The organism is Burkholderiales bacterium, from assembly GCA_035518095.1.
GTDB lineage: Bacteria > Pseudomonadota > Gammaproteobacteria > Burkholderiales > JAHFRG01 > JAHFRG01.
In genome coordinates this window covers 1-12991 of sequence record DATIXX010000033.1, presented here as the reverse complement: position 1 = coordinate 12991, position 12991 = coordinate 1, and the positions used below count along the sequence as shown (strand labels likewise).

14 protein-coding genes are annotated in these 12991 nt (G+C 54.1%); 6 read left to right on the top strand and 8 right to left on the bottom strand.

What is annotated here, in order from left to right; all coding sequences use genetic code 11:
* The 6 genes from VLV32_06215 to pmbA all read right to left on the bottom strand — a co-directional run.
* On the bottom strand, positions 1 to 430 hold a 430-nt coding region (locus tag VLV32_06215), incomplete at its 3' end, for an integrase arm-type DNA-binding domain-containing protein (protein ID HUL41478.1).
* A 130-nt stretch (positions 431 to 560) separates the two neighbouring features.
* Positions 561 to 1175, bottom strand: a complete 615-nt coding sequence (locus VLV32_06210) for a riboflavin synthase (protein HUL41477.1) — start codon at positions 1173 to 1175, stop codon at positions 561 to 563.
* Positions 1176 to 1256: 81 nt separating this feature from the next.
* Positions 1257 to 2348, bottom strand: coding sequence for a bifunctional diaminohydroxyphosphoribosylaminopyrimidine deaminase/5-amino-6-(5-phosphoribosylamino)uracil reductase RibD (gene ribD, locus VLV32_06205; GenBank protein HUL41476.1), 1092 nt, complete (start codon positions 2346 to 2348; stop codon positions 1257 to 1259).
* A gap of 26 nt (positions 2349 to 2374) precedes the next feature.
* On the bottom strand, positions 2375 to 2854 hold the full coding sequence (gene nrdR / locus VLV32_06200) for a transcriptional regulator NrdR (GenBank protein ID HUL41475.1): 480 nt from the start codon (positions 2852 to 2854) through the stop codon (positions 2375 to 2377).
* Positions 2855 to 2942: 88 nt separating this feature from the next.
* The gene (gene glyA / locus VLV32_06195; GenBank protein HUL41474.1) at positions 2943 to 4202 is read right to left on the bottom strand and encodes a serine hydroxymethyltransferase; all 1260 of its coding nucleotides are present in this window, start codon (positions 4200 to 4202) and stop codon (positions 2943 to 2945) included.
* 125 nt (positions 4203 to 4327) lie between these two features.
* Positions 4328 to 5704 (bottom strand): metalloprotease PmbA, encoded by a 1377-nt coding sequence (gene pmbA / locus VLV32_06190; protein ID HUL41473.1) that lies wholly within the window; start codon positions 5702 to 5704, stop codon positions 4328 to 4330.
* Positions 5705 to 5747: 43 nt separating this feature from the next.
* On the opposite strand from pmbA, the gene yjgA reads away from it, so the two are divergent.
* The 4 genes from yjgA (at position 5748) to VLV32_06170 (ending at position 8766) form a co-directional block, all read left to right on the top strand.
* Positions 5748 to 6242 (top strand): ribosome biogenesis factor YjgA, encoded by a 495-nt coding sequence (yjgA, locus tag VLV32_06185; protein ID HUL41472.1) that lies wholly within the window; start codon positions 5748 to 5750, stop codon positions 6240 to 6242.
* Between the two features lie 21 nt (positions 6243 to 6263).
* Complete coding sequence (gene mog, locus VLV32_06180) at positions 6264 to 6815, top strand: molybdopterin adenylyltransferase (protein ID HUL41471.1); 552 nt, start codon at positions 6264 to 6266, stop codon at positions 6813 to 6815.
* Between the two features lie 106 nt (positions 6816 to 6921).
* Complete coding sequence (locus VLV32_06175; GenBank protein ID HUL41470.1) at positions 6922 to 8016, top strand: transglutaminase domain-containing protein; 1095 nt, start codon at positions 6922 to 6924, stop codon at positions 8014 to 8016.
* A gap of 51 nt (positions 8017 to 8067) precedes the next feature.
* A complete protein-coding gene (locus tag VLV32_06170) occupies positions 8068 to 8766 on the top strand; it encodes a dienelactone hydrolase family protein (protein HUL41469.1) in 699 nt (232 codons plus the stop codon).
* Here VLV32_06170 and VLV32_06165 read toward each other — a convergent pair.
* Together VLV32_06165 and VLV32_06160 are read right to left on the bottom strand one after the other, a co-directional pair.
* On the bottom strand, positions 8759 to 9958 hold the full coding sequence (locus VLV32_06165; GenBank protein ID HUL41468.1) for a CoA transferase: 1200 nt from the start codon (positions 9956 to 9958) through the stop codon (positions 8759 to 8761). The two genes, VLV32_06170 and VLV32_06165, sit on opposite strands and share 8 nt — an antisense overlap.
* Positions 9959 to 10392: 434 nt before the next feature.
* On the bottom strand, positions 10393 to 10968 hold the full coding sequence (locus VLV32_06160; GenBank protein HUL41467.1) for a hypothetical protein: 576 nt from the start codon (positions 10966 to 10968) through the stop codon (positions 10393 to 10395).
* 277 nt (positions 10969 to 11245) lie between these two features.
* On the opposite strand from VLV32_06160, the gene VLV32_06155 reads away from it, so the two are divergent.
* Entirely contained in the window at positions 11246 to 11671 is a 426-nt protein-coding gene (locus tag VLV32_06155; GenBank protein ID HUL41466.1) for a universal stress protein, read from the top strand.
* Between the two features lie 178 nt (positions 11672 to 11849).
* On the top strand, positions 11850 to 12392 hold the full coding sequence (locus VLV32_06150; GenBank protein HUL41465.1) for a hypothetical protein: 543 nt from the start codon (positions 11850 to 11852) through the stop codon (positions 12390 to 12392).
* Positions 12393 to 12991 lie beyond the last annotated feature (599 nt).

Sequence of the window (12991 nt, the reverse complement as noted above, 5' to 3'; positions counted from 1 at the left end):
GGCGGATATCCCGAACAATACGCGCACCGAGCGCCGGATAAGCATCCCGATTCAACCAGCGCCGGGTACTTTCCTGCCATGCCTTTGAGCGGGCTTTCGACTTCCCGGCAAACCAAACTTCGGCAATCGCCTTAAACGTATCGCCAGCCGCCGCTAGCGCATCCTGGCGCACCCTCTGCTTTATCAATGCGGGATTCTCCCCGCGCTCTAACGTCTTACGGGCTAATGCGTGGCGTTCTCGGGCTTCGTTTAAAGATACCTGTGGATATGGGCCATGCGTCAGCGTAAAACGCTTCCCAGAGTGCCGGTAATCGTAGCGCCAAGACTTAGCACTTGTAGTCGAAATATAAAGATATAGGCCCTGGGCGTCAGCGAGCTTATAGGGCTTCGCCTTTGCTTTGGCCTGCCGCACCTTGATATCGGTAAGCATTGCGCCTCCTGACGGTATTGTAGCCTAACATAGGCTCTTAATACCGACATAATACCGTCAAACTAGCTGAGCTTGCAAGCAATGAATTGAACTGGCCTGCAACAGCGTGCTTGGAATTACTTAGCGAATATTAAGGCTTTTTGCGATTTTGGTGGGATGTTCGATCCTGCCTGAAAATGTGTTCTATATAACGCGCCATCATGTCAACCTCGACGTTGACCTTGGCGCCGCGCTTTAAGTATTTCATGGTCGTGGCGTCAAGAGTGTGCGGTATCAAGTTAACAGTAAATGCCCCGCTCTTGGTATCGTTTACCGTCAAACTCACGCCGTTGACTGCAATCGAGCCCTTGCGAGCAATGTATTTGGCCAAGCTGCGTGGAGCCTTGATTGACAGCAAGCAGCATTCTCCCGCTGTCTCGAATTTCAGCACCCGTCCTGTGCCGTCGACATGTCCGCTCATCAAGTGACCGTTGATGCGGTCGGAAACACGCAATGCCTTTTCCAGATTGACTTTACCGCGTTCCACGAAACCGGCACTGCAATTCAGAGTTTCACGCGACACGTCCGCGCTGAAGGAATGGACAGAGTTTGCAATTGCCGTCAGGCAGATGCCGTCAACGGCAATGCTGTCGCCGGTCCGGATGTCGCGCAAATCGAGCGCGGTAGAAATGGTTATTCGCAGGCCGTTGCCGCGCCGTTTCACGCTGCTGATTTCGCCCGTTGCTTGGATGACGCCGGCAAACATAGTGTGGTCTTTCCTGCGCTAAGTGCAAAAGCCATTGTATGCGCCGTTCGGCGTGTGGGAAACCCCGCGTCCAGCGGTTCTTCACCCAACTTCCGCGAATCGCACCTGCATCCGCAGATCCGGCCCGACCATGCGCAGATCGAGGATTTTCAGCTCGCGCCGCCCGGCCACGTCCTTTAACTCGGGAAGCTCAAACATGCCACGCGCTTTGTCGCCCAGCAAATGCGGCGCGACGTAAATCAGCAATTCATCCACCAGTCCCGCTTCCAAAAGCGAACCATTAAGCCTATAACCCGCCTCCACCAGGACTTCGTTGACTTCGCGTTGCGCCAGCATTTGCATCATCTTCCCCAGCTCAACTTTGCCTTCACGATTAGGCAAAACGATCACTTTGACGCCGGCATCGGTTAAGGCGGCAATCCTCGCTTTATCGTCAACCGCGCAAAACACCAAAGCGCCACCTTGTAGCACGCGCGCCGCGGGAGTAATTTCTAGCTTGCTGTCCACGACAACGCGCAGCGGTTGCCGCGGCGTTTCCACGTGGCGCACAGTAAGTTGCGGGTCGTCGTCCCGTATGGTTCCCGCGCCGGTGAGGATCGCGCAGGATCGCGCGCGCCATCGGTGCGCATCCTGCCGCGCCGGCTCCCCGGTAATCCATCTGCTGTTACCGTTATTGAGCGAGGTCTTGCCATCAAGGCTGGCAGCGATCTTCACTCTTACCCAGGGACGGCCGCGAACCATGCGCGAAACAAAGCCGACGTTCAGTTCGCGCGCTTCATCTTCCAGTATTCCTTGCTCGGCTCGGATGCCGGCGTGCGCAAGTTTTTTCAATCCGCCGCCGTTAACCAGCGGGTTGGGATCTTGCAGCGCCGCGACCACGCGTCCCACAGCGGCTTGTATCAAGGCATCGGAACAAGGGCCGGTCTGCCCCTGATGGTTACAAGGCTCAAGCGTGATATACACGGTTGCCCCGCGGGCATTTTCGCCCGCCATCTTGAGCGCATTGATTTCCGCGTGCGGAAGGCCAGCGCGTTCATGCCATCCCTGGCCTACTATTTTGTCTTCCTTCACAATGACGCAACCCACGCGCGGATTAGGGCTGGCCGTGTACAAACCTTGTTCCGCGAGACGCAACGCCTGCGCCATGTAACGGTGGTCGTCTTGGGAAAACATCACGAGTTAGACTCGCGGCGAAAGGTTCAACTGCGGCGGCGTGGCCGGCTCTTCGCAGGCTGCTGCACTTCTTTGATCGCGTCGCGGAAATCTTCCTCGTCCTGGAAACTCCGGTATACCGAGGCGAAACGGATATACGCTACCTTGTCCATTTTGTACAACTCCTTCATAACCATTTCGCCGATGCGCCGCGAGGCTACTTCCCGCTCACCCATGCTTAACAGCTTCTGCGTAATCCGGTCAATCGCTTCATCCACGCGCTCCGCGGGAACCGGGCGCTTATGCAACGCGCGCATGAATCCGGTACGCAACCGGTCGCGATCGAATTCAGTGCGGTTGCCGTTTTGCTTGATGATTTGCGGCATGCGCAATTCAACGGTTTCGTAGGTCGTGAACCGCTTCAAGCACGAAAAGCAGCGCCGCCGCCGGCGCACGCTGGTGCCCTCCTCGTTCACTCGCGAGTCAACCACCTGCGTGTCTTGCGCGCTGCAGAACGGGCATTTCATCACGGACCCCGTTAGGGGTGGGAAGTAAAAAGTGAGGGGATAAAGTTGGGATCTTTACACCCCGCCCCGACTGCTAGCTTTTTGTTCCTCACTTCGCTGCATAGACCGGGTATTTTCCGCACATCGCCTTCGCCTCTTGCGCGACGTGTTTCAATACGCTCTCGTCATTCGGCGCTTCCAGCACATCCGCGATCAGGTTTGCCAGCGCGTCGGCCTCCTTTTCCTTAAAGCCCCGCGTGGTCATTGCCGGCGTACCGATACGGATGCCGCTCGTGACAAAAGGTTTCTCCGGGTCATTGGGAATAGCGTTTTTGTTAACGGTGATATGCGCCCGCCCCAGAGCCGCTTCCGCATCCTTGCCGGTGATTTTCTTGGCGCGCAAATCGACCAGGAATAAATGGCTGTCGGTGCGGCCGGAGACAATTCTTAGGCCGCGCTGCTGAAGCACTTTCGCCATAACCCGTGCATTGTCGATCACCGTTTTTTGATAATGTTTGAATTCAGGGGTCTGCGCTTCCTTGAATGCCACCGCCTTGGCAGCAATGACATGCATCAAGGGTCCGCCCTGAATGCCAGGGAAAATGGTGGAATTAATTGCCTTTGCAAGATCTTCCTTGCTGGTGAGAATAAGACCGCCGCGCGGGCCGCGCAGAGTCTTGTGCGTAGTACTGGTAACAAAATCGGCAATACCAACCGGGTTGGGGTAATGGCCTGCAGCAATCAACCCCGCATAGTGCGCCATGTCTACAAAAAAATACGCGCCCACGCTGTCCGCAATTTGGCGGAAGCGCTTCCAATCTATCACCAGGGAGTACGCCGAAGCCCCGGCAACAATCATTTTGGGCTTGTGTTCCTGCGCGAGCTGTTGCACTTGATCGTAATCAATTTCCTCGGTTTTCGGATGCAAGCCGTAAGTGACGGCCTTGAAAATTTTGCCGCTGAGGTTCACCGCGGCACCGTGCGTCAAATGCCCGCCGTGAGCGAGCGACATACCGAGGATGGTGTCACCGGGTTTGAGCACGGCAAAATAAACGGCCTGATTCGCCTGCGAGCCGGAATGTGCCTGCACATTGGCATACTCGGCATTGAACAGCGCCTTCAACCGGTCTATGGCCAGCTGTTCAGCGATATCCACGAATTCGCAACCACCGTAGTAGCGCTTACCGGGGTAGCCCTCCGCATACTTGTTGGTTAGCACCGAGCCTTGCGCCTGCAGCACCGCCGGGCTTGCGTAATTCTCCGAAGCGATAAGCTCTATGTGGTCCTCCTGGCGCTGGTTTTCGGCGCAGATCGCCTTCCAAAGCTCGGGATCGACAGTGGCAAGATTATGTTGTGCGGGGAAAGACATGATCGCGACTTTCTTAGTTAATTTAAAATTGATATTTTACCATGCTGTATTAGTCTGCGCGTTTGATCATCGCACATGCTGGTTGCATTAAATATTCAATTATTGCAATACATTGGACCCTATTCTCAATCTCCGGCGACGGTCATGTTGTCTACCAGGATCGAGCCGCATTGCTTCGAACCCCGGATCAGAATATCATTGCCTACCGCGATAATACCTTTGAACATGTCTTTGAGATTACCGGCAACAGTGATTTCCTGGACTGGGTATTCAATCTCGCCGTGCTCGACCCAAAAACCCGCAGCTCCACGCGAGTAGTCCCCGGTAACAAGGTTTACGCCATAGCCGAGCAATTCGGTAATTAACAGGCCCTTATCCATTTTTCTCACGAGGCCCGCAAAATTTAAATCTCCACCTTGCACCAACAAATTATGATTACCACCGGCATTGCCGGTGGATCGCATTCCCAGCTTGCGTCCCGAATAACTGCCCAAAAAGTATCCCTGCAAAACGCCGTTGTTAACGACGTCCCGCGTGCGGGTCATCACACCCTCGTCGTCAAAAGCGCTGCTAGCCAGCCCCTTTTTAAGATGCGGCAATTCCTTGATTTGCACCAAGGGGGGAAACACCTGTGTCCCCAGCGTATCCAGCAGGAAAGAGGACTTGCGGTACAGGTTTGAACCGCTTACCGCCGCGACAAAATGACCGATCAGACTTGCCGCAACCGGTGCTTCATACAGAACCGGCACCTGCAGCGTGTTGATTTTTCTTGCGCCGAGATGCCGGGCGCTGCGACTGCCTGCCTTGTGGCCAACACTTTCGGCAACTTCCAGGTCATTTTGCGCCCGAGCCACGGTATACCATTCGTCGCGCTGCATTGATGCGTTCTTGCCGGCGATGACGGCGCAGCCGATGCTGTGACGCGAGCTCGGGTATCCAGACATGAAACCCAGGCTGTTGGCATAAACAAAATGCGATTCCTGGATGGAAACCGTTGCACCCTCAGAGTTGCTGACGCGCTTATCCGCCGCGAACGCCGCAGCCTCGCAGGAACGCGCGAGCTCAATAGCCTGGTCCACGCTCAAGTCCCACGGGTAATAAAGTTCAAGGTCAGGAATATTGCGCGCCAGTTGGTTTTCGTCTGCCAGGCCTGCGCACTCATCCGCTGCCGTATTGCGCGCGATGGACAGCGCCGCGTCCACCGTATCACGCAAAGCTGTTTCTGAAAATTCCGAGGTGCTGGCGTAACCGCGCTGCTTGCCCAAATAGGCCGTCACCGCGACTCCCTTGTCGCGGTTATATTCAATAGTTTCGACTTCACCGCGGCGTACCGTGGCACTCTGACCGAAGCCCTCCGAGACGTCAGTCTCACAAGCACTTGCGCCGCCCTTGCCCGCCCGTTGCAGGATTTCCTGCGCGATTTGCTTCAGAAATTGTTCGCTGTACGAGAAAGTCAGCTTGGGCGCGGGGCTTGATTCACGGTGGCTGGAGACTTGTTTCATAAAGGTGGCTATGATACCAGCTTCAGTCACTTGCCATAAGCCGATGGACCAGCCAATCAGCAAGACCCAGCGCAAGAAAAACATGCATGCGCTGCAATATCTGGGAGAGCAGTTGGTCGCGCTCAGTCCGGCACAGCTTGAGCAGCTCGAACTGGCCGAAAAGCTGCGCGATGCCATCATCGAAACCAGGAAATTAAAGACCTTCGAAGCGCGACGCCGGCAAATGCAATACATCGGCAGATTAATGCGCGAAACAGATGCGGCGCCGATTCGCCAAAAATTGAATTTGCTCCTGGGACCGAGTAAACATCATCAGGAGCAGCTGGATCTAATCGAGCGCTGGCGCGAGCGCCTTCTCGCCGAGGAAACCGCGCTTGCGGAATTTCTGCGGACTTATCCGCGCACCGACTGTCAGCGTCTGCGCGTCTTGGTGCGAAACGCGCAGCGCGAAACGGCCGACGGCAAGCCGCCCAAAAGCTTCCGCGCGCTGTTCCAGGAGTTACAGGGTCTCATAGCACGGTCGCACTGCGACGCATGAGCCTCGTTATACTTGCCCGCCATGAGCAATGAACTTCTGATAGGGGTGGTCTCCATCAGCGATAGGGCCTCGCAAGGTATATATCAGGACCAGGGCATTCCCTCGCTACAAGAATGGTTTGAACGCGCGTTGGCGAGCCCGTGGAAAATGGTGTCGCGACTGATTCCCGACGAACGAGAGCAGATCGAGAAGACTCTCAAGGAGCTTGTGGATGAAGCCGGCTGCAATTTAATCGTGACCACCGGAGGCACCGGTCCTGCACCTCGTGACTGCACTCCCGAGGCAACACTCGCGGTAGCCGACAAGGAGCTCCCCGGCTTTGGTGAGCAAATGCGCGCAGTAAGCCTTAAATACGTGCCCACCGCGATTCTCTCGCGCCAGGTGGGTGTGGTCCGAAAGAAGACGCTGATAGTAAATTTACCCGGGCAGCCCAAGGCAATCAAGGAAACGCTGGATGGAATTTTTGCCGCGGTCCCCTACTGCATCGACCTCATCGGCGGTCCGTATATCGAGACCCACGAAGATATCGTCAAGGCATTCCGTCCGAAATCGGCGATTCGCCCGCCCCGGTAGGCGGGTTCGCACTATTTGCTTCAAAGTGATTTAGTGGAATCGGCTATACTTTGGAAGTCGTGCAAGTTGTCTTTCGACTCATTCAAATTCATCTCGGAGTAATATCATGAACCGTCGAGATTTTTTAGGAGCATCGGCAGTGGTATCTGCGCTCGCTGCGCTCCCGCCCTTTATCCGCCGGACTTCAGCGGCGGCGTTAAGTGATATACAGCAAGCCGGCTGGCGCATTTTTGAAATCACCACTGACGTTGAACTCGAAGCGGGTGGACAACCGAGATTGTGGTTGCCGGTCCCGCTTTATCAGGACACCGGATACCAGCGCTTGGTATCTAACGAATTGACAGGCAATATGGTTCGCGCCGGCATCTACCGAGATAAGAAATACGGCGCCCCGGCTTTCTACGCCGAGTGGGATGACAAGTCTACCGCGCCCCAGCTTCAGCTCGTGAGCCAGTTTGCGACCCGCAACCGTTCCGTAGATTTTTCGCGCCCGCAGCCAGCCCCGTTCAATAAAGATGAAATCGAGCTTTACTTGAAGCCCACCCGCCATATTCCGACTGACGGCATCGTGAGCGAAACCTCAAGACAAATCGTCGGTAACATGACCGACCCGGTAGATAAATCGCGCGCGATTTACGAATGGATCGTGGACAACACGTTTCGCGATCCGAAAGTACGCGGCTGCGGCATTGGTGACATCAGCTTTATGCTGGAAACCGGCAATCTGGGCGGCAAGTGCGCCGACATCAATGCGCTGTTTACCGGTCTGGCGCGCGCTGCCGGAGTACCGGCTCGGGATGTATACGGCGTGCGGGTGGCGACTTCCGCCAACTTCAAAAGCCTGGGAAAAAGCGGCGATATCAGCAAGGCGCAGCATTGCCGAGCCGAATTCTTCGATGCGCGTTACGGCTGGATTCCGGTCGACCCGGCGGATGTACGTAAAGTGGTGCTGGAGGAGGAAGGCAAGATTATTCCCATTGATCATCCAAAAGTCTTGCAAGCGCGCGCCAAGCTGTTCGGCTATTGGGAAATGAACTGGGTGGGCTTCAATACTGCATGCGATGTGCTGCTGCAGCCTTCGCCCGGGGAATCGCTGAATTTTTTCATGTATCCTTACGCGCAAACTGCTGACGGCAAGCCCGACAGCCTCGACCCGCAGGGTTTCCGCTACCAGATGACTTCGCGTGAGATTACCGCGTAATCTTATTGTTTGAAAAAGCGCGGGCGGCGAGAGCCGCCCGTTTTTTGTTCAATGACAAATATCCTGCTGCCTGGCATCGAAGTTGCGACCAGCGACCCTGTTACAGCATCAGTAATCTGGCTGCACGGTTTGGGCGCGGACGGCAATGATTTTGTCCCCGTTGTAAATGAATTGGGATTGCCAAGGCAACTTGCGGTGCGCTTCATTTTTCCGCATGCGCCAATGCAGCCGGTGACGATCAACAATGGCTATGTGATGCGCGCATGGTACGACGTTATGAATCCTGATTTTTCATTTCGCGAAGACGAAGCGGGCGTGCGCCGCTCGCAAGGCGAAATAGAAAAACTCATTGCCAACGAAAAAAATCGCGGCGTCAAAACTTCACGCATTGTGCTTGCCGGATTTTCACAGGGCGGTGCAATGGCCCTGCACACAGGATTGCGCCATCCAGACCGACTGGCGGGGATTATGGCACTTTCAGGCTATTTACCGTTGGCTTCGACGCTGGCCGCCGAAGCTAGTGCCGCCGGTCGGGAGGTACCGATTTTCATGGCCCACGGTACATCTGATCCACTGATTCCGTTTCCGCTCGCAAGCCTCTCCCGAGGGCACCTCGAACAGCTGGGGTATCAGGTGGAATGGCATCAGTATCCCATGGCACATTCGGTATGCGTTGAGGAAATACAGGACATCGGCAGCTGGCTGGCACGCATTCTCGCCCAGCGTGCGTCACCGCGCTCCTTTAAATAACTCCTTGCTGCTTTAATATTACCTGCTGCTCCGAATCGATGCCCAGCGCGGAAAGTATTTCTGCGGTGTGCTCACCCAGTTCGGGCCCGAGCCAATCGGTCCTACCGGGTGTTTCGCTCAGCTTAGGCACGATTCCTGGAATCTTGAGTGGTTGGCCATCCCTGAGTTCAAATTGCTGAATCATCTGTCGCGCCTGATAGTGCACGTCTTCGACAATATCGGCGATGCTGTAGATCTTGCTTGCCGGAACGTCCGCCGCATTCAAAGTCCGCAAAACGTCTTTCAAACCACGCTGCGAAGTCCATTCGCTGATCGCGTTATCCAGCTCTTCGGTGCGCCGAACGCGCCCCGCATTGCTCGCGAGGCTTGGATCATTTGCGAGATCCTCCCTCCCGATGGCCAGCATCATGCGCTTGAAAATGCTGTCTGAATTTGCTCCGATCACCACATATTTTCCATCACGACAGGAATACGTATTGGAAGGAACGATGCCCGGAAGCGATGCTCCGCTTCGCTCGCGTACAAAGCCCAGCATGTCGTATTCCGGCAGCAGACTTTCCATCAGGCTGAATACCGATTCGTATAACGCTACATCCACCACTTGCCCGCGCCCGCGGTTCGCCTGGCGATGATAAATCGCCATTAACGCGCCGATCACGCCGTACATTGCTGCAATTGAATCGCCTATGCTGATTCCCACGCGCACCGGCGGCCGATCAGGATAGCCGGTCAAAAATCGCATTCCGCCCATGGATTCGCCAATAGCCCCAAACCCGGTCATGTCCCGGTAAGGTCCGGTTTGCCCGTAACCCGACAACCTCACCATGACCAATCCGGGATTAATCGCCGAAAGACTATCCCAGCCCAAGCCCCATTTTTCCAAAGCGCCAGGCCGAAAATTTTCGACCACGACGTCCGCATTCTTCACCAGCTTGCGCACAATTTCCTGGCCCTGTGGCAACCTCAGATTCAGCGTCAACGACTTCTTATTGCGCGCCTGCACCAACCACCAAAGCGACGTTCCCTTGTACAGCTTGCGCCATTGCCGGAGCGGATCGCCACCGTCAGGCGCCTCGATCTTGATTACTTCGGCCCCAAATTCCGCGAGGATTCTTGCGCAAAAGGGTCCGGCAATCAGCGTGCCCAATTCAATTACTTTCAAACCCTTGAGAGGAGGGACATCCAATGGCATGGGATTACGCTGACCGGTACAGACTCTATATTATTGGTAAATCGGTATTAAATAGATTCGAATCACTAAGCTGCTGAAGATAATCTATCGACAAGATTATAGCATCGCCCCAAATCAGATCCTCGTGAAAACCATGCGCTTGAATGCGGATTCTGCGCAATAGAACCTAAAAGTTAAGTCGCGGTAAGTCCCGTGGCTATTCTCTAGTGCCCGAGCATAGCTAACACTTTCTTCACTTGAGTTGGAGCCGAGCTGACAAGTATCGCTAACAGGTCGCAACGGCATTATTGCGAGGATAAATTTGTCCTAAGTAATCCATATTAATGCCGTCCGTGTTTAGCCGAATCCCCGTGGCCAAATTCCCCCCAGCGCGATTCCGCGTGCGGATTAGAAAATAATCAAGCGCGATAATCGCTCGGCTTCACCCGTACATTTTAGTGCTCGCGTGGCACGGATGGGACGTATTGCTGACGCATGAGCATTAGCATCTGCTCCATCATCATCTGCATTGTGTCGAGGCGACGCTGCATGAACCTTTCGCGCTGCTGCTCGGTCATGCCAGCCCATGATTCCTGACAGTGACCGCGAGTCCTGGCTGGCCCCATACCGTAACCGGCCCCTGCTCCACCCATCATTCCCGGACCCGTTTCCGCCCCCGGCTCCGCCCCTGCCAGCATTCCCGGACCCATTCCGGCACTAGGTCCCGTTCGGCTCCGCATCATCGGCCCGCCGAACCCACGCATAAGCTGCATATTTTGCTGCATCAGCTGCCAGTGTTCATCCAGCAACTTTTGGCGGTCGGCCGGGTCGCTTGCGTTCTGAATTTCAGTCATCACGCCGTACATTTTGGCCATATTCCCCTCAATCTGCGCCCACTGCTTATTGCATTCAGTAATGCTCGGCGTCGGTGTGGATGGTTTTTTCCCTTGAGTAGACTGCGTAGCCGCAATGCTAGCCGCCGCAGGACACGTCGTGAGGAAGATGATAAAGAAACAGGCCATGCGTTTCATGTCAGTGTCCTTAGACGACCAATTAATTTTTCAGTATGGGTGTAGCCTGCAACTTGAAACGGAATACAAAAATATTGTTCCGAATCGGTAAAAGCGCTGAGCCATCATTAAATGCAGGTTCACACTATGACGACGCACGCGGCGACATTTTGACATAGATCAAAACTCGTGGCCTTCAGGCGTCGTAGTATTATCAATCCTCAGCTCGAGTAACATTCCGTTGGAACGTCTTTCTTAATAACTTAATGTTGTCGATTTATTGAAGACGGGAAAATTCATGAAAGTACTCCTGGCAGTGGACGGATCCGCGCATTCCAGAAGAGCTACGAGTGCGCTGATCAAGCAAATTGCGCTCTATAAGCGCCAGCCCGAAGTGGTATTAATAAACGTTTACTACCCCGTTCCGAATGTGAATTTCGGACCTTTTGTAAGCCGCAAGATGGTTGTGCGCTACTACCACGAACAAGCGGATCGTGCACTCGCTGCGAGCAGGCGTATGCTGGATAAGGCCGGGGTTCGGTATCAGGCCAACGTGCTCGCGGGGCCGATTGCGCCGACAATTGTCAAACAATGCCGCGCCAAGCGCTGTGTGCTAATAATCATGGGCACTCGAGGCATGGGCGGCGTGGGCAATATGCTCCTGGGTTCCACCGCCACCAAAGTGATCCACCTTGCCAAAGTGCCTGTAGTCTTGGTCAAATAGCACGCTATAAATATCATTAGCTTCAAGTTCTGAATACTCGACTTCCCATAATTGCGTTAGGCACTTTGTTGCTCATCAAGCATTCAAGCCTCCAGACCTATGGCTTGTTTCGATCGCAATTATATCGATACCAGCTTGTCGCTTTAAATTCAGTAGACTCGATTGATGGGTACAGATGATGAAATATTTAGGCTGGACGACACCCGTTATAATCGCCGGCATTGTAGTGTGGTTCCTGCAGTCCGGAATTCCCTATCAAACTGGTCAGCAATGGTTTAATAGTTGCTGGGCATCGCAACACTCAAGGCATCCGCCAATCAATAGTAATGAAGCAAAAGCCTGGGCGCGTTGCACGTACGTCGCGAAAAAAGCCTTGTTTGATGCAGGTTTCGTATTTTCGGGAAACCCCAAATATGCAGTAACGCCTTCACTGAAAGCAATCCACAATGCATGCCCAAGTAATTATTCAGATATCCCGATTGGTGGCGTCGATATCCTTGCGGTTTCTCTGATTCAGCAAACCGCCGGGGATACTTTTATTGATCGGTTTATTCCACCGGATTCAATGATTGTCAGGGCATTCAAATCAAAATGGCCTGACTGCCCTTCGGTGAGAGTGACTGCCGGGTTTCCCAAGATCGTCGAAAAAAATGGCGAGTGGGTCTATGAGGCGCGTTGCATGCCCTGTGAAGCTGAACAAAAAGCCATGGGCACGCAATAGCGCGCGATCATGGTCAAGCCCTGAATCTTGAATTTTCCATCCCCACTCAAATCACGGCGCTCATTAGCGAGCATACGAGATTCAGAAGGGACCTGCCCTTGATAAAATTGCTCCTCGTATTCAAGATCCCTATGTAATTCCAGCGCAATCATGCCGAGTCAACGCCAAAAAAAAGCCGAAATCCAATTGACATTGCCAACGCAAACATTGCGTGCCAGCTGAAATACAATCGAAAACCTAGAACTGGCGGGAAGCTTTCGGTCAATTGCGACGCATTCTTCTTATAGTTCAGGGCTGCAGAATTACCTCGCGTTTGATTTAGATCAAAACGCCGTTCACCGTTCTCGCTATAATTTTCCAAAAAAGTAGATGGCATTCAACAAAACTAAACCCCGGGCAGAGAGAAAGACCGCATTCTGGTGCAGTAGACCGCGAGCGTTTGCATGGTCTGATTGGTGCCTGGAACTTTAGCCCTGCCGATATGGCGGCTACACAAACGCGAGGTGGCAAATGGCGTCCACGAATATTGAGGTACTGAGGGAACGTTACGGGTTGCAGGCCACACCGAAACACGGACTCATTATGGCCACGTGGGGGTT